Source organism: Streptomyces luteolifulvus (assembly GCF_008806595.1).
Classification (GTDB): Bacteria; Actinomycetota; Actinomycetes; order Streptomycetales; family Streptomycetaceae; genus Streptomyces; species Streptomyces luteolifulvus.
In genome coordinates this window covers 167,281-187,062 of record NZ_VZRB01000005.1, presented here as the reverse complement: position 1 = coordinate 187,062, position 19,782 = coordinate 167,281, and the positions used below count along the sequence as shown (strand labels likewise).

Here is a 19,782-nt window from a genome sequence, read left to right as displayed (position 1 = left end):
GGGCGGAAGGCGGTCGACCGGTGCCGAACGGTCCGTATCTGCGCTACGTCGCTCTCGGGGACAGCCAGACCGAAGGGCTCGGCGACGGGGACGACATCCAGGGCCTGCGGGGCTGGGCGGACCGGCTGGCCGAGCAGATCGCGGGACACAGCCCCGGCCTGCGGTACGCCAATCTCGCCGTCCGGGGCCGTCTGACAGGTCAGGTGCACGCCGAGCAACTGGCCCCGGCTCTCGCGATGAGACCGGATCTGGTCACCGTGGTCGCCGGGGTCAACGACATCCTGCGCCCCCGGTTCGACGCCGACGAGGTGGCCGGCCACCTGGAGGCGATGTTCGCCGCCCTCACCGCACAGGGCGCGCGCGTCGCCACGCTCACGTTCCCCGACCTCGCCCGGATCACTCCGCTCGCCCGCCCGGTCGGCCACCGGGTCACCGCGCTGAACGAGCACATCCGGGAGGCCGCCGGGCGCCACGGCGTGATCGTGGCGGAGACATCCCCTCACCCGGTGGTCACCGACTCCCGTCTATGGAGCACCGACCGGCTGCACGCCAGTCCGCTGGGGCACGCGCGCATCGCGGCCGCGTTCGCCGACGCGCTGGCCCTGCCGGGCAGCGACGACTCGTGGACGCGGCCCCTGCCCGACGACCCGGCGGTCCGTTCGCGCCTGCGGGCCGTGGGCGCCGAACTGCGCTGGCTCGGTACGTTCCTCGGGCCCTGGCTCGTCCGGCGCGTGCGGCGCCGCTCCTCCGGCGACGGCCGACACGCCAAGCGGCCCGCCCTGCTCCCGGTCGCCCCGGTGGCCGAAGGACCCTCCCTGCTGCGCGCGGACAGTTACTCCGACGACTGATCAACAGGCTGTTAGATTGGGCGAATGGCTCTGCGTCATGCGGTGATGGCCGCACTTGTGGAGGGCGAGGCGTCCGGCTACGACCTTGCGAAAGGGTTCGAGGCCTCGGTCGCCAACTTCTGGATGGCCACCCCGCAGCAGCTCTACCGGGAGCTCGAACGCATGGAGAGGGCGGGCCTCGTCTCGGCCCGTGTCGTACGCCAGGAACGCAGGCCGGACAAGCGGCTCTTCTCCCTCACCGGGGCCGGGTTCGAGGCGCTGCGCGACTACGTCAGCGAAGGCCCCGCCAAGCCCACGGCCCTGCGGGACGAGCTGATGGTCAAGGTCCAGTGCGTCGACATCGGGGACATCGCCGCCGTGCGGGCCGCGGTGGCCGAGCGAGTGGAGCGGGCCACGGCCAAGCTGGCCCGATACGAGCGCATGAAGGAGCGTATGCTCGCCGGCCGCAGCGAGGAGGAGTACCTCGCCACGGCCGAGCGGATCGGCCCCTATCTGACGCTGCAGGGCGGCCTGGCTCTGGAACGGGCCAACGTCCAGTGGGGCGAGACGGCCCTGAAACGGCTCGACCAGCGCGCCGCGGCACTCGGCGACGCATCGGGACAGGGCTGAGGCGACCGTCCGGTCGAGGCATTGGGCCCGCCCCCGCCGGCATGCACCGGCAGGGGCAGGGAGAGCGGGCGGACCGCCGAGGTCAGACCGCCGGGGCCGGGTAGGTCGGGTACTCCGCTCCGGAGGCGTACTGGACAACGCGGATGACCTGGCAGGAGTAGCCGAACTCGTTGTCGTACCACAGGTAGAGGATCGCGTTGTCGCCGTCGACCTTGGTGGCGCCGGCGTCGACGATCGAGGCGTGACGCGAGCCGATGAAGTCGCTCGAGACCGCGTCGGGGGCCGTGGTGAAGTCGATCTGGCGCTTCAGCGGGGAGGTCAGCGAGACGTTGCGGAGGTAGTCGAGGACCTCCTCGCGGCTGGTCTCACGGCCCAGCCGCAGACTGAGGATCGCGATCGAGACGTCCGGCACCGGGACCCGGATCGAGCTACCGGTGATCGGCGCCTTGAGGTCGGGCAGCGCCTTGGCGACCGCGGAGGCGGCACCGGTCTCGGTGATGACCATGTTGAGCGGCGCCGAGCGGCCGCGTCGGTCGGCCTTGTGATAGTTGTCCAGCAGGTTCTGGTCGTTGGTGAACGAGTGGACGGTCTCCACATGGCCGCGCAGCACGCCGAACTCGTCGTCCATGGCCTTCAACGGCGGGACGATCGCATTGGTGGTGCACGACGCGCAGGACAGGACCTGCTCGTCGGGCTTGATCGTGTCGTGGTTGACACCGTGCACGATGTTGGGGACGTCGCCCTTGCCGGGCGCGGTCAGGACGACCTTGTCGATACCGGGACGCAGGTGCTTCGACAGGCCCTCCCGGTCGCGCCACTTGCCCGTGTTGTCGATGAGGATGGCGTCCTTGATGCCGTACGCCGTGTAGTCGACCTCGGACGGGTCGCCCGCGTAGATGACCTTGATCTCGTTGCCGTTGGCGCTGATCGTGCTGGTGGCCTCGTCGACGGTGATCGTGCCGTGGAACTGGCCGTGGATGGAGTCGCGGCGCAGCAGCGAGGCACGCTTGACGATGTCCTGCTCACCGCCCTGTCGGACGACGATGGCGCGCAGCCGCAGGCCGTTGCCGGAGCCCGCCTTCTCGATGAGCAGCCGGGCGACGAGGCGGCCGATGCGGCCGAAACCGTAGAGGACCACATCGCGGGCCTCGCGGCGCTCGATCTTGTTGGCGCCGGTGGCGCCGGCGACGGCCTCGGCGGTGAACTCCGGCACGGTCAGACCGCGGTCGTCGGTCCTGTACGTCGCGGCGAGCATGCCGATGTCGATCTGCGAAGGGCCGAGGTCGAGCTCGGTGAGCGCCTGCAGGAACGGCAGAGTCTCGGTGACCGAGAGTTCCTCGCCGGCGATCTGCCGGGCGAACCGGTGGGTCTTCAGGATGCTGACCACCGACTTGTTCACCAGGGAGCGGCTGTGCAGCAGGACCGTCACGTCCCGCTCCCGGTGCAGCTTCCCGATGATCGGGATCATCGACTCCGCGATCTCCTCGCGGTTGTTCCAGTTGGTGAACGAGTCCTCGTTGACAGTCACAGATTTATCTTTCGAGCTAGGCGGCGCTCATATGCTAAACCCCACGTTTTCCGGGTCGCTCAGGGGGTGACGTTCTTCGCCGCCGAAGGATTGCCCCGCGCAAGCTCGGGTACGCGAGGGAGACCGCGCCCGGGGCGATCATGCCGGGGGCGGGCCGTACGACCGCCGCTACCAGGGGATCTGCCATGGAGACACCCGCTCACGACAACACCACCCCGGCCCAGCGCGCGCTGGACGCGCTGGCGGTGAACACCGACGACACGGCGGCGCTGGACGCCCTGGCGAGCAGCGACGTTCTCGTACCCGTGCCCGATGACGCCGATCAGGCGGAGGCCGCCGATCCGTCGGCCGTGGCCCTCCCTGTGCTCGAACAGCCGGACGGCGGTCCCGTGGTCCCGGTGTTCACCTCGGAGCCGGCGATGGCCGAGCTGCTGCCGTTCGTCTCGCGCTACCGTCTGGTGCCGCTCGGCGCGCTCGCCGCGCAGTGGCCGGCCGACGAGCTCTCGCTGACCATCGACGCCGGCTCCCACCACCCGCTGACCCTGACCTCGGAGGGCGTCCGCACGCTGCTGGCCAGGCCGTAGATTCCCCTCGTCAGCTGCCCAGCATCCGGGCCAGTACCGCCCGCTGCAGCGGCAGCACCTCGGCGTGCAGTTCGCGTCCCCTGCGGGTCGGGGTCACCCACACGCCCCGCCGGTCCTCCGCGCACACGGACCGCTCCACGAGGCCGTCCTTCTCCAGCCGGCCGATGAGCCGGGACAGCGCGCTCTGGCTGAGGTGCACTCGGCCGGCGAGGTTCTGCACCCGGCACTGGTCGCCCTCCTCGGGCGACTCGACGGCGAGGACGTCGAGCACCTCGAAGTCGCTCGCGCCCAGCCCGTGCGGGTGCAGGGCTCGGTCGATCTCGCACATCGTGCGCGCGTGCACCGACAGGATGTCCCGCCAGCCTTCCTCGAGCCCGGCATCGTCCGTCTTGACTGCCATACGGGCACGGTAACACCGTTCCGCGCATTTGTTGACAGTGCAACTAGTGCGTGTGCAATCACATGGCGGAGGGGTCCTGCGGGGACGGATCCTGGGTGAGCCCGATCAGGTTGCCGTCCGCGTCCCTGACGAAGGCGATCAGCTTGCCGCCGCCGACGTCCAGGACGTCCTGCAGCGGCTCGGCGCCCGCCTCCAGCAGGGCCGCGAGGGTGGACCTGAGGTCGCTCACATGCCAGTAGGGAACCGGTCCGGTCATGCCCTTCGCGTGCCCGTTGGGGTCGAGACCGACGTCCTGCCCCGCGTCCTTGAACCCGACGTAGTACGGCTCGTCGGCATACGGCTCCACGCCCAGCAGGGCGCCGAACAGGGCCTTCGCCCGGGCGAGGTCCTTGACGGGGTAAATGATCGTCCTGAGACCGGCGGTCATGACGTACTCCTTGCTGCCGCGTGGACCGACGAGGCGTTCCGTCGTCGGACCGACGGTTTCCGTCGGTGCTTTCACGCTAGGCCGGGGGAGGGGGGAGTGGCTTCTCCGATCCTGACCGACCGGGGCGCGGGTGGGCGTGCTGCGACCCGTCGGGGCTCCTCAAGGAGCTCCCGGCGCTGTCGTGGTGAGGCCATCGCCGAGGCAACCACGAGGCGCCCGGCCGCCCGGGTGCGGCCGGGACCCTTCCGTTGTCCCGTACGGCCATCGCTCGAACTCCTTTTTGTCGCAAAGGAGTTCGGTACCGGACAAGACGTGCGGAGTCCCGGACGCGGTGCCGCCGTCTGCGGGACAGTGGGAGGACGCGGTTCGAGGAGGCCCGGACGGAAGGGGACGACATGCTGAGGACTTCCGTCAGCGCGAGGCGCCTGGACATCCTGGAATGGCTGAAGGACCCCGTTGCGCACTTCCCGCCGCAGCGGCACGGCGACCTCCTCGAGGACGGGGTCACCGCGGATGCCGTCGCCGGCAAGCTCGGTGTGCGCCGCTCGGTCGCGGACACCCATCTCGGCCTGCTCGCGAACATGGGCATGCTGCGCACCAGGAGGATCCGGCGGCGCACCTACTACCGGCGCGACGAGGTGCGGATCGCCGAGGTGGCGCGCATGTTCGAGAAGGGCTGGTAGGGAAGGGCCGCAGGGGGTACAAAGCGGCGAGGCTCCCGACCGGGCAACAGGACAGGTAAGGACAGGCACACATGGACCGTCCCAGGGCTCTCGTCCCACGCCATTACGTAGCGATCGGCGGCCGCGGCCCCGAGGACGTCGTCGCCGACGCCCGCGGCCGTGTGCTCACCGGAGTGGAGGACGGCCGCATCCTGCGCATCGACGGATTCACGGATCCGGCCGCGACCCGCATCGAGGTGCTCGCCGAGACCGGCGGGCGGCCCCTCGGCCTCGAACTCCTCCCCGACGACGCCCTGTTGGTGTGTGATGCCGAACGCGGCCTGCTGCGCGTCGGCCTCGGCGACGGCGTCGTGCGCGTCCTCGCCGACTCGCTGGCGGGGGAGCGCCTGAGGTTCTGCAGCAATGTCGTCGCCCTGCCCGACGGCAGCGTCTGCTTCACGGTCTCCAGCCGCCGCTACCCCCTGGACCAGTGGATCGGTGATCTGGTCGAGCACACCGCGACGGGCCGGCTGCTGCGCCTCGCCCCCGGCAGCGACACACCCGAAGTACTGCTGGAGGGGCTCCGGTTCGCCAACGGGCTCGCCGTCGGCGGCGACGGCTCCTTCCTGGTCGTCGCCGAGACGGGCGCGTACCGGCTGACCCGTTACTGGCTCACCGGGCCGGACGCGGGCCGGAGCGAGCCCTTCGCAAAGGACCTCCCGGGCATGCCCGACAACCTGTGGCGGGCCGGCCCCGACGGGCCGATCCTGGTCGCCCTCGCGGGTCCCCGGGTACCGCCGCTGGACCTGCTGCGCCGCAGCGCGCCGGCGGTCCGCCGCACCGCAGCGCGCGTGGCCGTACGGGCGCCCTTCCGCCCCACCGGGACGATCGGTGTCCTCGCGGTCGACGACCATGGGAACGTCGTCCAGCATCTCGCGCGCCGGCGCTCCGGCTTCCGTATGGTCACCGCCGTCTGCCAGGCCGCCGGCCACCTGGTCCTGGGGAGCCTGTGGGAGCGCGGGGTGGCCGTGTGCGAGGCACCCGCGCTGAAATGACCCGGGTGCGGCCCGGCGCTACCCTGTTCACCGGCCGCGATCACCCTCGCGGCCCGGCGGTGGGGCCCGCCGTACCGGCGAGCAGGAGACGCAAGCACACCATGACAGCCCGGGAAGCCGAGAACCTCCGCGTCCCGCCGCGCACCCCACGGCCGCCCGTCTGGCGCGGTCAGGCGCCCGTCGTCGCGGTGGTCGCGCTCGGCGGTGCCACAGGCGCCGTCGCCCGGTACGCGGCCCAGCTCGCCTGGCCCACCGAGCCGGGCCACTTCCCGTGGGCGACCTTCTGTACCAACGTCGTCGGCTGCGCGGTGATCGGTGTGTTCATGGTGGTCATCACCGATGTCTGGGCCGCCCACCGCCTGGTGCGCCCCTTCTTCGGCACCGGGGTGCTCGGCGGTTTCACCACCTTCTCCACGTACGCCGTCGACATCCAGCGGCTCGTCGACTCCGGCCGGCCCGGCACGGGCCTGGCCTACCTCGCCGCGACCCTCGTCGCGGCGCTCTCGGCGGTGTGGCTCGGGGTCGCGACCGCGCGCCGCGTTCTGAAGTGGAGGCAACCATGACCAGGCTCACCGGCCGCGCCCTGCGGCTGACCGTCTTCATCGGCGAGAACGACACCTGGCACCGCAAGCCCCTCTACACCGAGATCGTGCACCGCGCCCGCGCGGCGGGACTCGCGGGCGCCAGTGTCTTCCGCGGGGTCGAGGGGTTCGGCGCCTCCTCGCTGATCCACACCTCGCGACTGCTCTCACTGAGCGAGGACCTGCCCGTCGCCGTCGTCGTCGTCGACACCGAGGAGCGGGTCCGCGCCTTCCTGCCGCAGCTCGACGAACTCGTCAGCGAAGGTCTCGTCGTCCTCGACGACTGCGAGGTCATCCGGTACACCGGCCGCGACGCGACGACCGACGCCGGCACTCCGGGCGAAACGGGCAGGAAAGGTAAGAGGTCGTTGTGAACTGGCTGCTGGTCGTCGCGGGGGCCGTCGTCGGTGCCCCGCTGCGCTACCTCACCGACCGTGCGGTGCAGGCCAGGCACGACTCGGTCTTCCCCTGGGGCACCTTCGCGGTGAACGTCAGCGGCTCCCTCGTCCTCGGGCTGTTGACCGGCGCGGCCGCCGCCGGAGCCGCCGGTTCCCACCTGCAGCTGCTCATCGGCACCGGTCTGTGCGGGGCCCTGACCACCTATTCGACCTTCTCCTACGAGACGCTCCGGCTGGCCGAGACCGGGGCGGGCCTCTACGCCGCCGCCAACATCGCCGGGAGCGTGACGGCCGGACTCGGTGCGGCATTCGCCGGGGCGTCGATCGCCCAGGCCGTGTGGGCGTGAGCCACGGCCACACCCGGGCGTAGTAAGACTGCCTTCTGCACTGTCGGCCACCTCCTCAGAACTGGATCCCATGAGCGTCATCAACGTCGGTCAGGCCGTCGTCCTCGGAGCCGTCGAGGGGGTGACCGAGTTCCTGCCCGTCTCCTCCACCGGCCATCTGAAGATCGCCGAGGGGCTGATGGGGATTCCCGTCGACGACGACGCGGTCGTGGGCTTCTCGGCCGTCATCCAGGTCGGTGCCATCGCCGCCGTGCTCGTGTACTTCTTCAAGGACATCGTGCGCATCGTCTCCGCCTGGGGCCGCGGGCTGCGCGACAAGGAGGAGCGGTACCACCACGACTACAAGTTCGCCTGGTGGGTGATTTACGCGACGATCCCGATCGTCGCGGTCGGCCTGGCCGCCAAGCCCCTCATCGAAGGGCCGCTCGCCTCCCTCTGGGTGGTCGCCGGCTCGCTGATCGCCGGCAGCGGCGTGATGTGGGCGGCGGACCGGATGGGACGGCACAAGCGCGGGGAGGACGACACCTCGTTCAAGGACGCGATGCTCGTCGGCAGTTCGCAGATCCTCGCGCTGCTGTTCCCCGGCTTCTCGCGCTCCGGCGCCACCATGTCCACGGCCCTGATGCTCGACCTGGACCGGGTCGCCGCCACCCGTCTGTCGTTCTTCCTCGGCATCCCCGCCCTCACCGGCGCGGGCCTGTACGAGCTCAAGGACGCCCTCGGCACGGGCGTGGGGGCCGCGCCGCTCGCCGTCGGCACCGTGGTGTCGTTCGGGGTCGCCTACGCCTCCATCGCCTGGCTGCTGAAGTTCGTCGCCAAGCACTCCTTCAACGCCTTCGTGATCTACCGGATCGTCGTGGGTGTGACGCTGTTCGGGCTGCTGGCCACGGGTGTGCTCGACAGCTGAGCGTGCGGGGCGCGGGGCGTGCAGCAGAATTTCAGGCTCCACGCCCTCATGAATTTTTCTTTTCATCCGCCTTGACAGCCGCCTTCCGTCACCCGCAGGATCACTTCTGTGAACCTGTCAGACAGCCAGACAGGTGGAGGGGTGCCGCGGCGCGTCAGCGCCATGGAAGCGGTCCTCGCCCACCTTCGCGGCGCCATCGAGCGCGGCGAGTACCTCATCGGCGACAGACTCCCCTCCGAGGCGGAGCTCTGCCGCACTCTCGAGGTCTCCCGCCCCGTGCTGCGCGAGGCCCTGCGGGCCCTGCAGACCATGGGGCTGACCGTCTCCAAGACCGGCAAGGGCACCTTCGTGGTCGCCAACACCGTCGAGGACCCCACCTTCGGCGACTACGCGGCCAGCGACCTGCTGGAGGTCCGCCGCCACATCGAGATCCCGGTCGCCGGGTACGCGGCCCTGCGCCGAACCCCGGAGAACCTCGATCATCTGGCGCATCTGCTGGACCGTATGGAACGGGAGACGGACACCACCGCATGGGTCGCGATGGACTCGCTGTTCCACCTCGCGGTGGCCGAGGCCGCGCAGAACCCGGTCTTCCGCCGGGTCATCGAGGAGATCCGCGACGCACTGGCCCGCCAGTCGGCGTTCCTCAACGAACTCGGCGGCCGCCGGGAGCAGTCCAACCGCGAACACCGGGCGATCGTCGAGGCGCTCGCCGACGGCAGCGAACACGACGCGGTGGAGGCCATGGAACACCACCTCGACCGCGTCTCCACGACCCTCACCGACATCGTGCGCGCAACGCGCACGGACTCCCCCACGGAAGGCGGACCCGAGGCGTGAGCGAGCAGCACCTCCTGTCCTGGTCCTCATGTACGCCGACGGCGGCGCCGGACGCACCACCGTGCTGTGTCTTCCGCTGATCGTCGGAGCCCTGGTCGCCGGATGGTACGGCGTCCGCGGCCGGGTCGCACGCACGTCAACCACCGAAGCCGACGCCTGACATGCGCGTCCGCCTCCACGTCCACCCACGACAACAGGCAGACATGTACAGCAGTTCCACAGCGGACCCACCCCTTGTCCGTGAACCCCTCCACGCTCCCGTCGCCCACCTCATACGAGGCGGGGTGGTCGAGGGCATCCACTACGGCTCCGTGGTCGTCCTCGGCGCCGACGGCGACGTCCGACTCCAGCTCGGCGACGTCGAGGCGGCCTTCTACCCGCGCTCGGCCCTCAAGCCCGTCCAGGCCGTCGCCATGCTGCGCGCGGGACTTCCCCTCGACGGAGAGCTGCTCTCGCTCGCCGCGGCCAGCCACTCCGGTGAGGAACGCCACCTCGCCGGCACCCGGCGGATCCTGGAGCTCGCCGGGCTCACCGAGGGCCACCTGCGCAACGTTCCCGACCTGCCGTTCGACCCGGTCGTCCGGGACGCCTGGGTGCGCGAGGGGCGGCTGCCCAGCAGACTCGCCCAGAACTGCTCCGGCAAGCACGCGGCCATGCTGTACGTCTGCAAGCTGGGCGGCTGGTCCCTGGACGACTACCTCGATCCCGGGCACCCGCTCCAGCAGGTGATCGCGGAGACCGTCGAGGACCTCACCGGGCAGCGCATCGCCCAGGTGAGCGTCGACGGCTGCGGCGCACCCCTGTTCTCCGTCTCCCTGCACGGCCTGGCCCGGGCCGCCGCCCGTATCACCACGGCCCTCCCCGGCACCCCGGAGGCGCGGGTGGCGGACGCGATGCGCGAGCACGCCGAGATGGCCTCCGGCTCCGGCCGTGACGTGGCCGCGCTGATGCGGGCCGTACCCGGACTGCTCGCCAAGGACGGCTTCGAGGGCGTCCAGGTCGCCGCGCTGCCGGACGGCCGCGCCGTCGCCGTGAAGATCGCCGACGGGGCGAACCGGGCACGCGTCCCGGTCGCCGCGGCGGCGCTCGCACGCGCCGGCGTCGATCCGGCACGGCTGACCGAGTTCGCGGGCGAACCGCTGCTCGGCGGCGGCGTGCCGGTCGGCTCCGTGCGGCCGGTGCGAGCGCTGGATCCGATCACGATGCCGGCCTGCGCATGACCGGTCCACGGGACGGCCGCGTGAGCGGGTGCGGGTTCGTTCCCGCTGCCGCCCGCTCGTGGAGGCGTGGGCGGCCGTCGGCCCGCGGTCCGAGCCGGCCCGCGGTCGCCCGCGGCCCGAGCCTGCTGCTGCGCGCGGGACCCGTGTACGAGTCCACCGCGGCCGTGTGCCGTGACCGCCCGTGCCGCGTGGGTGGCTGTCGCGCCCACGCTGTGGAGCCCGTACCCGTCACAGCCCCGCGTCCCGTTCGCGGGCTGACGCCCACCCTCATCCCTCAGAAAGAGGCCCCACACAGCCATGACCGCCGCAGCCACCCGCAGTGAGCACGATCTGCTCGGCGACCGCGATGTCCCCGCCGAGGCGTACTGGGGTGTCCACACCCTGCGCGCCACCGAGAACTTCCCCATCACCGGGACGCCCATCTCCGCCTACCCGCACCTGATCGACGCCCTGGCCGCCGTCAAGGAGGCCGCCGCCCTCGCCAACGAGGAACTCGGCCTGCTGGCCCCGGAGAAGGCCGCCGCCATCGTCGCCGCCTGCCGCGAAATCCGCGAGGGCAGGCTGCACGACCAGTTCGTCGTGGACGTCGTCCAGGGCGGCGCCGGCACCTCGACCAACATGAACGCCAACGAGGTCGTCGCCAACCGGGCGCTGGAGCTGCTCGGCCATGAGAAGGGGCAGTACCGGTACCTGCACCCCAACGAGGACGTCAACCTCAGCCAGTCGACCAATGACGTCTACCCGACCGCAGTCAAGATAGCGACGGTCTTCGCGGTGCGTGGACTGCTCAAGGCGATGGCTGTACTGCAGGACGCGTTCGCCCGCAAGGCCGTTGAGTTCCGCGAGGTGCTCAAGATGGGCCGTACACAGTTGCAGGACGCGGTGCCCATGACGCTCGGTCAAGAATTCTCCGCGTTTGCCGTCATGATTGACGAGGACCGCAGCCGCCTTGACGAGGCCGTCGAGCTGATCCATGAGATCAACCTCGGCGCCACGGCGATCGGCACGGGCCTCAACGCCCCCGCCGGATACGCCGAGTCCGCCCGCCGTCACCTCGCCGAGATCACCGGACTGCCGCTCGTGACGGCCGCCAACCTGGTCGAGGCCACCCAGGACTGCGGCGCGTTCGTCCAGATGTCCGGCGTGCTCAAGCGGATCGCCGTCAAGCTCTCCAAGAGCTGCAACGACCTGCGCCTGCTGTCCTCCGGGCCGCGCGCGGGCCTCGGCGAGATCAACCTGCCGCCGGTGCAGGCCGGTTCGAGCATCATGCCCGGCAAGGTCAACCCGGTCATCCCCGAGGTCGTCAACCAGGTCGCCTTCGAGGTGATCGGCAACGACGTCACCATCACGATGGCCGCCGAGGCCGGGCAGCTTCAGCTCAACGCCTTCGAGCCGATCATCCTGCACTCCCTGTCCGAGTCCATCACCCACCTTCGCGCCGCCTGCCTCACCCTCGCCGAGCGCTGCATCGACGGGATCACCGCCAACACCGAGGTGCTGCGCCGGACCGTGGAGAACTCCATCGGCCTGGTCACCGCCCTCAACCCGCACATCGGGTACACGGCCGCCACGGACATCGCCAAGGAGGCTCTCGACACCGGTCGGGGAGTGGCCGAACTCGTCCTGGAGAAGGGCCTGTTGCCGGCCGACAAGCTGGCCGGCCTGCTGCGGCCCGAGGTCGTGGCGGGCAGCGGACCGGCCCTCGTCTGACCTGCGGACGCGCACCAGGACCGGCCCGGAGGCACAATAGTGATCATGACTTCGTCCATGACCTTCCAGCCGGTCCTGGAACGCATCGCCGACGAGATCGAGCGGACCCCCGGCCGGGGCCGCCCCGCCGACTACATCCCGGCCCTCGCGGCCCGCGACCCGCGCAGCTTCGGCATGGCCGTGGCGGAGCTGGACGGCACGGTGTACGGCGTGGGGGACTGGCGGGAGCCGTTCTCGACGCAGTCCATCACCAAGGTCTTCACCCTCGCGCTCGACCTGGCCCGCGAGGGCGACGAGCTCTGGGAGCACGTGGGCCGCGAACCGTCCGGCAACCCCTTCAACTCCCTGGTCCAGCTGGAGTACGAGAACGGCATCCCGCGCAACCCGTTCATCAACGCGGGCGCGCTGGTGGTCACCGACCGCCTGCAGACCCGTACCGGCGACGCGGCCGGGGAAATGCTGGCCTTCCTGCGGGCGGAGAGCGGCAACCCGACGCTGGACTTCGACAAGGACGTCGCCGCCTCCGAGTCCGCGCACGGCGACCGCAACGCCGCCCTGGCCCACTTCATGGCGTCGTACGGCAACATCGACAACCCGGTGCCGGCGCTCCTCGACCAGTACTTCCGCCAATGCTCCCTCATGGCCTCCTGCGCCGACCTGGCCCTCGCCACCGCCTTCCTGGCCCGCCACGGCATCCGCGCCGACGGCACCCGGCTGCTCACCCGCAGCCAGGCCAAACAGGTCAACGCGGTGATGCTGACCTGCGGCACCTACGACGCGGCGGGCGATTTCGCCTACCGCGTGGGCCTGCCCGGCAAGAGCGGAGTGGGCGGCGGCATCATCGCGGTGGTCCCCGGGCGCTGCACACTGTGCGTGTGGAGCCCGGGGCTCGACGAACGGGGCAACTCGGTGGCGGGGGTCGCGGCGCTCGACCGCTTCACGACGCTGACGGGGCTGTCGGTCTTCTGAACCGGCTCACCCCGTAATGCAGTTGAGGCGACCACGGACGTCTGTGAAGATCATGTGCATGTTCTCCCGCAGGAATCGCCGCCCGAAGTCCCCCGAACTGCTCAAGGCCTGGGAATGCCTGGACGGCGGGGACATCCCCGGGGCCCTGCGCCAGTTGAGGTCCGGCGTACAGACCGAGCCGCTCGGGGAGGTCGCCCTCGTGGTCGCACGGGCGGCCGGGGCGGCAGGCTTCGACGACCTCCAGCAGGCCGCAACGGCGCTGGCCGCACGCCCCGACAAGGCGCAGGAGCTCTACGACTTCGGATACGCGTGCATCGAGCGCGGCGTGTCCTACCTCGCGATACCCGCCCTGCGGCAGGCGCTGGAACAGGTTCCGGGCTCGGCGCGGGTGATGCGCGAACTGGTCGCGGCCTGCGAACGCGAGGGCCGGCATCGCGAGGCCGTCGAGGTGCTGACCGCCCGCGAAGACGGCTTCGCCGACTGGCCCGACCGCTATCTGCTGGTCTTCAACGCCCTCATGGCGGGCGATCTGCCGCTGGCCCGACGGCAGCACGCCCTGCTGACGGACCCGGACGACACCATATGGCTTCCCGCCCAGGCCCGCCAGCGCCGCATGCTGGAGCGCGCGGCGAGCGCCGAGCCCGTGTCCTCGCTGGACCTCACCGACCTGAGGGGATGGCAGTACGTCATCGGCGGCACCGTGCTGGGCACCCTGTCCCCGTACGGCTTCGACGCCGGCATGACCGGCCGGTACGCCTGGCTCCAGGACTCTTACGACCAGTGCCTGCGGGGCCTCCTGCGTCTGAAGGCGCTGCTCGAAGCCACCGGCGTACGGCCGCGTTCGGTGTCCCTGCTGCCCGATCGCGGCAGCCGCGTCCTGGGTCTGGCCGCCGCCGAGGTGCTGGGCCTTCCCGCGCAGCCCTTCGCGCCCGGTGGGCAGGACACCGTCGTCGTCGCGTACGACCTGAACGAGGTGGCGCGGGCGGACCAGGGCCCCGAGACCCTGGGGGAGCTCTTCGAGCGGGCGCCGGGACAGGTGCTCCACGAGCACGCGAGCAACTGGACCGATCCGCCCGTGGTCACCGCCGACAGCGTCACCCTGCTCCACCAGTCCGCCACGGCGCCCTGGGAGGGGCAGCTGCGGCAGGGCGACGACGGCAATGTCGAGCGGACGGCGCCCGACGAGCGCCCCGAGGCGGACCTTGCCGCGGAGATCGTCGGAGCCGATCCGACGGCGGACGAGGGCGACCGCGACTCCCCGGCCGACCCGGTCGAACGGCTCACCGCCTTCGCCCATGCCGTCCGCGGCTCGTGGCAGCAGGGCGACCGGGCCAGGCTGACGTCGTCCGGCCCGGTGCCCAGCTCTCGGTTCGCCTGACCGAACCCGCCGATCACACGTCGGTCATACGCAGGCCGTCCCCCGGAAGGCGGCACGTCGCCTTCCGGCCACCCGGTGTTGCCACGCTGACGGAGTGTTGGCCATGGCTTTCCCCGTCGATCTCCGCCGCTGCCAGATACTCGGCCTGGTCGGCACCGCCTTCCTCGCGGCAGGTGGCGAATCCGCCGGTGCTCTCCCCGTGCGGGAACTCCTCGCTCCGGCCGATGCGCGCGCCGCGCTCGGCCTGGTCGGCGTGTACTTCGGGGTCGTGCTGCTGATCGCCGCCTGGGCGCTGCTGGGGCGGGTGATCCGCGGGCCCGAGCCGCCGACGCCGCGCGCCCTGCTGCTCGTGCTCGCCGTGTGGGCCGCCCCGCTGTTGCTCGCGCCCCCGCTGTTCAGCCGCGACGTGTACAGCTATCTCGCGCAGGGCGCCATGGTCGACGCGCAGATCGACGTGTACGCGCACGGCCCGGCCCGGCTCGGCGGCCCGCTCGCCGACGAGGTCGCCCCGGCGTGGCGCGAGACCGGTGCGCCGTACGGCCCGGTGTTTCTCGTCGTGGCGGCCGCGCTGTCCGGTCTCACCCGGGGTGAACTCCCCGCCGGGCTCTTCGGGATGCGGCTCGTCGCGCTGCTCGGGGTGGCGCTGATGGCGGCCGCGCTGCCCCGCCTCGCCCGGCACAGCGGCGCCGATCCGGCCGCCGCGCTGTGGCTCGGCGCCCTCAACCCGCTCGTGCTGCTTCACCTGGTCGCGGGCGCCCACAACGACGCCGTCATGCTCGGCCTGCTCGGCCTCGGCCTGGTCGCGGCGCTCGGACGGTGGCCCGCCCTGGGCGGTGTGCTCGTCACGCTCGCCGCGCTCGTCAAGGCGCCCGCCGTGCTCGGTCTCGCCGCGGTCGTCGTCCTGCAGATACGCGCGGGACGCCGGCCGGCGAAGGCGGTCCTGACGACAGCGGCCGCGGCCTCGGCCACCACCGTGGCGGCAACGGCCGTCGCCGGCACGGGATACGGCTGGATACGCGCCCTCGACACCCCCGTCTCCCCGCACAACTGGGCCCTCACCAGCCTGCTCGGCCGCATCACCCGGGCCTGGCTGGAGCGGATCGGCAGCGACCTGGCGCCGCTCGCCGTGCCGGCCTGGCACGCCCTCGGCGTCGTGGCCGCCGTCGTCGCCGTCCTCCTCATCTGGCTGCGGCTGCGTCCGCGGCCCGTGTACGCGCTGGGACTCAGCCTGGCCGCGGTGGCGGCGTTCGGCCCGGCCATACGCCCCTGGTACGCCCTGTGGGGCCTGTTCCTCATAGCGGCCGCCGCACCCAGCGCCTCGGTACGGCACCGGGTGGCCGCCGTGACGGGCGTGCTCGCGCTCGCGGTCCTGCCCGGCGGCGGCCCCGCGGACACCGGACAACTGGTGCTGGCCGTCTCCGGCGGTGTGCTCGCGGTGGTCGTGCTGTGGCAGGTCCACCAGACGGCACAGGCGCCGGCGCTGGGACGTACGGCATGAGACTGCCCGCCACCGACCGCGGCCGGCTGCTGCTGGTGCTCGTCCTCGCCGCCGCCGTCAGCGTCTTCACCGCGACCGTTCCGCTGCTGCGCGACTGGTTCGACCTGCGCGTCTACTACGGGACCATCAACACCTGGATCCACCACGGCGGACGGATCTACGACTTCCGGATGCCCGGAACGTCGTACGGCTTCACCTACCCGCCGTTCGCGGCGGTCAGCATGCTGCCGATGGCGCTGCTCGGCCCCCGGACGGCGATCGCCGCCGCGCTGCTGCTCAACCTTGCCGCGCTGGCCGTGGTGCTGCGCATCCTCACCGGGCGGGCCTGGCGGCGGTACGGCTGGTACGGCTGCGCGCTGGCGGCTTGTGCGCTCGCGCTGTACGAGCCGTTGCGCGACACCTTCAGCTTCGGCCAGGTCAACGTCCTGCTGCTGGCCCTGGTGCTGGCCGACTGCCGGCTGCTGGCGACCGGCCGGGGGCGCTGGGCGGGTGTCGGGATCGGACTCGCTGCGGCGGTGAAACTCACCCCCGCCCTCTTCGTCGTCCTGTTGCTGCTGGCCCGGCGCCGGCGTGCCGCCGCTCTCGCCACGGCCGTGGCCACCGCGGCCACCGCGCTCGCGGCCTGTGTGGCGCCGGACGCGTCCCGCTACTACTGGACGGTGGCGATGTGGGACACGACCCGCGTGGGCCGTCTCGACTACGTCTCGAACCAGTCGCTCCAGGGCGTCCTGGCCCGGCTGGGCGAACCGGACCGCCCGGTGTGGGCGGTGGCGGTCCTGCTGGTCCTGGGCGTCTGGGCGGTGCGGGCGCGCCGGGCTGCCGACGCGGGGGACTGGACGGCCGCCTTCGCGCTCACCGGACTGACCGCGTGCCTGATCAGTCCGATCACCTGGGTGCACCATCTGGTGTGGCTGCTGCCCTCCTTCGCCGTGCTGGTCCGCGCCGGGCACCCGCGGACCGCGGGGGCTCTGTACGCGGTGCTGTGCACCAGCGTGGTGTGGCTGTGGTTCGACGACGCGTCCGGCATCGGCGGTCTCCTGGGCAGCAACATCTACACCTGGATCACCCTCGGTCTGCTCCTGTGGCTGCCGGCCGGTCAACTCCGCGCCGTACGGCCCGTCAAGAGCCGCAGCGCCAGCGTCATGACGCCCGCCCCGAGCACGGCGGCGGCCACGATGGCGCCCGGCCCTGCCCAGCCGGGTCCGCCGGACCGGGCGTTCCCGTCGTCCGGTGGGAGGACCGCGGCCGCGGGCAGCGCGGCCGGTCCGTGCCTCGGCCTGCCCCGCAACGCGTCGAGCGACCCCACCGGGTCGACGTGACCGGCCGCCTCGAAGCCCCAGTCGAGCAGCTTGCGGGCCTCCTCGTACACGGCGAAGCCGCCGCCCGACCGGGGCTTCATCACCGTGACGACGAGCGTGCGCCCGCCCCGGCGGGCCGCGGCCACAAGGGTGTTGCCCGCGTGGCTGGTGTAGCCGTTCTTGATGCCGATCAGCCCGCGGTACCGCTCCACGCCGTCGGCGCCGGTCAGCAGCCGGTTGGTGTTCTGGATCCCGAACGACGATCCCTCGCCGTCCGGGAACCGCGCCTGGGCCGTGCCGCAGTACCGCGCGAAGTCCGCGTTGCGCAGCCCCGCCCGCCCGAACACGGCGAGGTCGTACGCCGACGACACCTGGCCCGGTGTGTCGTAGCCGTCGGGTGACCGCACGTGCGTGTCCTTGGCGCCTAGGGCACGAGCCTTGGTCTGCATAAGGGCGGCCGTCTCGCGCCAGCCCCCGTTCAGTGCGGCCAGGACGTGCACGGCGTCGTTGCCGGAGTTGAGGAAGACCCCGCGCCACAGGTCGGCGACCCGGTAGGTCCGCCCCTCGGCGACCCCGACCCGGCTGCTGCCCTCACCGATGTTCGCCAGGTCCTTCCCGGTGACCTCGTGCCGGATGCCGCCGGGCAGCACCGGCAGCACGGTGAGCGCGAACAATGTCTTGAGGGTGCTCGCGGGCGGCAGTTTGCGGTGCGCGTCGTGCGCGGCGAGCACGTTGCCGGTGCGGGCGTCGGCCACCAGCCAGGACAGTGCGGAGACGTCCGGGACCCGCGGCGCCCCGTCACGGGGCCTGACCCGGGTACCGGGCCGGTACAGCAGGGAGGGCTGCGGAACCGTGGCCCGCGGAGTGCCGGGTGGGCCCGGGTCGGCCCCGGTGCGGGCGGCCGCCGGGGGCGTGAGCGCCAGCAGGCCCGTCACACACAGCGCGCAGGCCGATGCGGCCGCCCGGGAAGTAAATCCGATGGTCATGCGGTCAACCTAGGAACGGACCCGCCGCCCACCGCGCTGCCCCGGCCGAGCGAGGCCCGCGAGCACCCGGATGCCGCACGCCGCACGGGCGCTGCCTCTCGGCCGGCGCGGTCAGTCCGAGGGCAGCGTCGGCTGGATGCGCCGCAGGAACGTCGCGTTGTCCGGGGTCTCGCGCAGGCGTTCCAGAAGGGTTTCCAGGCCGCCCTGGCCGTCCCGGGTCTGCAGGACGCGGCGGAGCCGGCGCATCGTGGTCAACTCGGACGGGGACACGAGCAGTTCCTCGCGCCGGGTGCCGGACGGACTGATGTCGACGGCCGGGAACACACGCCGGGAGGCCAGTTCGCGGCTGAGACGCAGCTCCATGTTGCCGGTGCTCTTCAGCTCTTCGAAGAAGAAGTCGTCGGCGCGGGAACCGGTCTCCACCAGGGCGGTGGCGAGGATGGTGAGGGAACCGCCCTCCTCGGCCATGCGGGCGGCGCCGAAGAAACGCTTGGGCCCGGTCAGCGCGGCCGCGTCCACGCCGCCGCTCAGGGTGCGGCCGCCGGATGCGGCGGCGGTGTTGTGGGCCCGGCACAGCCGGGTCAGGGAGTCGAGGAGGATCACGACGTCGTCGCCCGCCTCCACCAGCCGCTTGGCCCGTTCGACGACGAGTTCGGCCAGCGCGATGTGCTGTTTCGCCGCCCGGTCGAAGGTCGAGGCGTACACCTCGCCCCGCACGGAGCGCCGCATGTCGGTGACTTCCTCGGGGCGCTCGTCGAGCAGCACCACCATCAGCCGGCACTCGGGACGGTTGCCGGCGACGGCGGCCGCGATCTGCTGGAGCAGAACGGTCTTGCCGGTCTTGGGCGGGGCGACGATCAGTCCCCGCTGACCCTTGCCGACCGGCGCGAGCAGATCGGTGACCCGGCCGGTCAGGCCTGCCGCCGGGTGCTCCAGACGGATCCGTTCGCGAGGGTGCATGGGAGTGAGGCCGCGGAAGTGACGGCGGCCGCGCAGTTCTTCGGGGGTACGGCCGTCGACCCCGGTCACCTCGGTCAGGGCGCGCTGGGTGCCGGGTACGCCCTCGACGAGGTCTCCTTTGCGCAGACCGTGGCGGCGGATGAGCGCGGCGGGGACCTGGAGGTCGCCGGGTGAGGGCAGGCAGTCCGTGGAGCGCAGGTGCCCCTTCCCGTTCGCGTCGATGTCGAGGACGCCGGTGACGGCCGGGGCCGGAAGCCGCTGGGCGGGAGGGTGTTCGAGAGTGGTGGTCATGGTGGTCGGTCGGTCCTTTCACGGACAGAGGTATGAGACATGCGGAGGGAAGGGAGAGACCGCGAGGGGAGGGCGCCCGGCGCACCTCGGCGGTGGGAACAGCACCTCGGCCGCGGCAGACTGCGCTACGGGTGGGTGAGGTGGCGCTGAGAAGCCGTCATGCCGGCCGGGAAGCGGTCGGTGGAGCGGCGGACTGAACGAGAACTGGCATCGGCGCCGGAAAACAGGGCGTACACAGATGCTGACGGCACTGTACCACGCCCATCGGTCGCGTTCGGGGCGACCG

Annotated in this window: 21 protein-coding genes and 1 pseudogene; 17 read left to right on the top strand and 5 right to left on the bottom strand. The window is 71.8% G+C overall.

Annotation, left to right across the window (positions count from 1 at the left end; translation table 11 throughout):
* Positions 1 to 20: 20 nt before the first annotated feature.
* Together F7R91_RS09710 and F7R91_RS09705 are read left to right on the top strand one after the other, a co-directional pair.
* On the top strand, positions 21 to 848 hold the full coding sequence (locus tag F7R91_RS09710) for an SGNH/GDSL hydrolase family protein (protein WP_150946605.1): 828 nt from the start codon (positions 21 to 23) through the stop codon (positions 846 to 848).
* Between the two features lie 24 nt (positions 849 to 872).
* A complete protein-coding gene (locus F7R91_RS09705) occupies positions 873 to 1,457 on the top strand; it encodes a PadR family transcriptional regulator (RefSeq protein ID WP_150946604.1) in 585 nt (194 codons plus the stop codon).
* Between the two features lie 82 nt (positions 1,458 to 1,539).
* On the opposite strand, the gene F7R91_RS09700 is transcribed toward F7R91_RS09705, so the two are convergent.
* Positions 1,540 to 2,985: a glyceraldehyde-3-phosphate dehydrogenase gene (locus F7R91_RS09700; RefSeq protein ID WP_150946602.1), complete on the bottom strand. Its 1,446-nt coding sequence runs from the start codon at positions 2,983 to 2,985 to the stop codon at positions 1,540 to 1,542.
* A gap of 185 nt (positions 2,986 to 3,170) precedes the next feature.
* Between F7R91_RS09700 and F7R91_RS09695 the strand changes: the two genes are divergently transcribed.
* Complete coding sequence (locus tag F7R91_RS09695) at positions 3,171 to 3,569, top strand: SseB family protein (protein WP_150946600.1); 399 nt, start codon at positions 3,171 to 3,173, stop codon at positions 3,567 to 3,569.
* Positions 3,570 to 3,579: 10 nt separating this feature from the next.
* On the opposite strand, the gene F7R91_RS09690 is transcribed toward F7R91_RS09695, so the two are convergent.
* Positions 3,580 to 3,969, bottom strand: coding sequence for a MarR family winged helix-turn-helix transcriptional regulator (locus tag F7R91_RS09690; protein ID WP_150946598.1), 390 nt, complete (start codon positions 3,967 to 3,969; stop codon positions 3,580 to 3,582).
* Positions 3,970 to 4,027: 58 nt separating this feature from the next.
* A complete protein-coding gene (locus tag F7R91_RS09685) occupies positions 4,028 to 4,396 on the bottom strand; it encodes a VOC family protein (protein WP_150946597.1) in 369 nt (122 codons plus the stop codon).
* A 395-nt stretch (positions 4,397 to 4,791) separates the two neighbouring features.
* Here F7R91_RS09685 and F7R91_RS09680 point away from each other — a divergent pair, with 395 nt between their 5' ends.
* The 14 genes from F7R91_RS09680 (at position 4,792) to F7R91_RS44505 (ending at position 17,280) form a co-directional block, all read left to right on the top strand.
* Positions 4,792 to 5,079: a helix-turn-helix domain-containing protein gene (locus F7R91_RS09680; RefSeq protein WP_150946595.1), complete on the top strand. Its 288-nt coding sequence runs from the start codon at positions 4,792 to 4,794 to the stop codon at positions 5,077 to 5,079.
* A gap of 71 nt (positions 5,080 to 5,150) precedes the next feature.
* On the top strand, positions 5,151 to 6,113 hold the full coding sequence (locus F7R91_RS09675; RefSeq protein ID WP_150946593.1) for an SMP-30/gluconolactonase/LRE family protein: 963 nt from the start codon (positions 5,151 to 5,153) through the stop codon (positions 6,111 to 6,113).
* Positions 6,114 to 6,214: 101 nt separating this feature from the next.
* Positions 6,215 to 6,676, top strand: coding sequence for a fluoride efflux transporter CrcB (gene crcB, locus F7R91_RS09670; RefSeq protein ID WP_150946592.1), 462 nt, complete (start codon positions 6,215 to 6,217; stop codon positions 6,674 to 6,676).
* Complete coding sequence (locus tag F7R91_RS09665; protein ID WP_150946590.1) at positions 6,673 to 7,068, top strand: DUF190 domain-containing protein; 396 nt, start codon at positions 6,673 to 6,675, stop codon at positions 7,066 to 7,068. Before crcB (F7R91_RS09670) ends, F7R91_RS09665 begins: the two co-directional genes overlap by 4 nt.
* Positions 7,065 to 7,439, top strand: a complete 375-nt coding sequence (gene crcB / locus F7R91_RS09660) for a fluoride efflux transporter CrcB (protein WP_150946588.1) — start codon at positions 7,065 to 7,067, stop codon at positions 7,437 to 7,439. Before F7R91_RS09665 ends, crcB (F7R91_RS09660) begins: the two co-directional genes overlap by 4 nt.
* 70 nt (positions 7,440 to 7,509) lie before the next feature.
* Positions 7,510 to 8,346, top strand: coding sequence for an undecaprenyl-diphosphate phosphatase (locus tag F7R91_RS09655; RefSeq protein WP_150946585.1), 837 nt, complete (start codon positions 7,510 to 7,512; stop codon positions 8,344 to 8,346).
* A 108-nt stretch (positions 8,347 to 8,454) separates the two neighbouring features.
* A complete protein-coding gene (locus tag F7R91_RS09650) occupies positions 8,455 to 9,186 on the top strand; it encodes a FadR/GntR family transcriptional regulator (RefSeq protein WP_150946584.1) in 732 nt (243 codons plus the stop codon).
* A 28-nt stretch (positions 9,187 to 9,214) separates the two neighbouring features.
* Complete coding sequence (locus F7R91_RS43790) at positions 9,215 to 9,346, top strand: hypothetical protein (protein WP_269144743.1); 132 nt, start codon at positions 9,215 to 9,217, stop codon at positions 9,344 to 9,346.
* Positions 9,347 to 9,389: 43 nt separating this feature from the next.
* Positions 9,390 to 10,406 (top strand): asparaginase, encoded by a 1,017-nt coding sequence (locus tag F7R91_RS09645; RefSeq protein WP_150946582.1) that lies wholly within the window; start codon positions 9,390 to 9,392, stop codon positions 10,404 to 10,406.
* 297 nt (positions 10,407 to 10,703) lie between these two features.
* Complete coding sequence (gene aspA, locus F7R91_RS09640) at positions 10,704 to 12,116, top strand: aspartate ammonia-lyase (protein WP_150946580.1); 1,413 nt, start codon at positions 10,704 to 10,706, stop codon at positions 12,114 to 12,116.
* Between the two features lie 45 nt (positions 12,117 to 12,161).
* Positions 12,162 to 13,085, top strand: a complete 924-nt coding sequence (locus F7R91_RS09635) for a glutaminase (RefSeq protein WP_408056020.1) — start codon at positions 12,162 to 12,164, stop codon at positions 13,083 to 13,085.
* 58 nt (positions 13,086 to 13,143) lie between these two features.
* Entirely contained in the window at positions 13,144 to 14,463 is a 1,320-nt protein-coding gene (locus tag F7R91_RS09630) for a hypothetical protein (RefSeq protein ID WP_150946577.1), read from the top strand.
* A 103-nt stretch (positions 14,464 to 14,566) separates the two neighbouring features.
* Positions 14,567 to 15,961, top strand: coding sequence for a polyprenol phosphomannose-dependent alpha 1,6 mannosyltransferase MptB (mptB, locus tag F7R91_RS09625; RefSeq protein WP_150946575.1), 1,395 nt, complete (start codon positions 14,567 to 14,569; stop codon positions 15,959 to 15,961).
* A complete protein-coding gene (locus F7R91_RS44505) occupies positions 15,958 to 17,280 on the top strand; it encodes a glycosyltransferase 87 family protein (protein ID WP_456243064.1) in 1,323 nt (440 codons plus the stop codon). The genes mptB and F7R91_RS44505 overlap by 4 nt, the downstream gene beginning before the upstream one ends.
* A gap of 86 nt (positions 17,281 to 17,366) precedes the next feature.
* Here F7R91_RS44505 and F7R91_RS09615 read toward each other — a convergent pair.
* Positions 17,367 to 18,245: pseudogene (locus F7R91_RS09615) on the bottom strand (D-alanyl-D-alanine carboxypeptidase family protein); the annotation flags it as partial.
* 111 nt (positions 18,246 to 18,356) lie between these two features.
* Positions 18,357 to 19,496 (bottom strand): transcription termination factor Rho, encoded by a 1,140-nt coding sequence (gene rho, locus F7R91_RS09610; RefSeq protein WP_150946571.1) that lies wholly within the window; start codon positions 19,494 to 19,496, stop codon positions 18,357 to 18,359.
* Between the last annotated feature and the right edge of the window lie 286 nt (positions 19,497 to 19,782).

Excerpts from the sequence above, each read along its gene's own strand:
- F7R91_RS09705 (WP_150946604.1), top strand. The coding sequence starts at position 873 with ATGGCTCTGCGTCATGCGGTGATGGCCGCACTTGTGGAGGGCGAGGCG.
- F7R91_RS09695 (WP_150946600.1), top strand. The coding sequence starts at position 3,171 with ATGGAGACACCCGCTCACGACAACACCACCCCGGCCCAGCGCGCGCTG.
- F7R91_RS09690 (WP_150946598.1), bottom strand. The coding sequence starts at position 3,969 with ATGGCAGTCAAGACGGACGATGCCGGGCTCGAGGAAGGCTGGCGGGAC.
- F7R91_RS09685 (WP_150946597.1), bottom strand. The coding sequence starts at position 4,396 with ATGACCGCCGGTCTCAGGACGATCATTTACCCCGTCAAGGACCTCGCC.
- F7R91_RS09680 (WP_150946595.1), top strand. The coding sequence starts at position 4,792 with ATGCTGAGGACTTCCGTCAGCGCGAGGCGCCTGGACATCCTGGAATGG.
- F7R91_RS09675 (WP_150946593.1), top strand. The coding sequence starts at position 5,151 with ATGGACCGTCCCAGGGCTCTCGTCCCACGCCATTACGTAGCGATCGGC.
- crcB (WP_150946592.1), top strand. The coding sequence starts at position 6,215 with ATGACAGCCCGGGAAGCCGAGAACCTCCGCGTCCCGCCGCGCACCCCA.
- F7R91_RS09665 (WP_150946590.1), top strand. The coding sequence starts at position 6,673 with ATGACCAGGCTCACCGGCCGCGCCCTGCGGCTGACCGTCTTCATCGGC.
- F7R91_RS09655 (WP_150946585.1), top strand. The coding sequence starts at position 7,510 with ATGAGCGTCATCAACGTCGGTCAGGCCGTCGTCCTCGGAGCCGTCGAG.
- F7R91_RS43790 (WP_269144743.1), top strand. The coding sequence starts at position 9,215 with ATGTACGCCGACGGCGGCGCCGGACGCACCACCGTGCTGTGTCTTCCG.
- F7R91_RS09645 (WP_150946582.1), top strand. The coding sequence starts at position 9,390 with ATGTACAGCAGTTCCACAGCGGACCCACCCCTTGTCCGTGAACCCCTC.
- aspA (WP_150946580.1), top strand. The coding sequence starts at position 10,704 with ATGACCGCCGCAGCCACCCGCAGTGAGCACGATCTGCTCGGCGACCGC.
- F7R91_RS09635 (WP_408056020.1), top strand. The coding sequence starts at position 12,162 with ATGACTTCGTCCATGACCTTCCAGCCGGTCCTGGAACGCATCGCCGAC.
- F7R91_RS09630 (WP_150946577.1), top strand. The coding sequence starts at position 13,144 with ATGTTCTCCCGCAGGAATCGCCGCCCGAAGTCCCCCGAACTGCTCAAG.
- mptB (WP_150946575.1), top strand. The coding sequence starts at position 14,567 with ATGGCTTTCCCCGTCGATCTCCGCCGCTGCCAGATACTCGGCCTGGTC.
- F7R91_RS44505 (WP_456243064.1), top strand. The coding sequence starts at position 15,958 with ATGAGACTGCCCGCCACCGACCGCGGCCGGCTGCTGCTGGTGCTCGTC.
- rho (WP_150946571.1), bottom strand. The coding sequence starts at position 19,496 with ATGACCACCACTCTCGAACACCCTCCCGCCCAGCGGCTTCCGGCCCCG.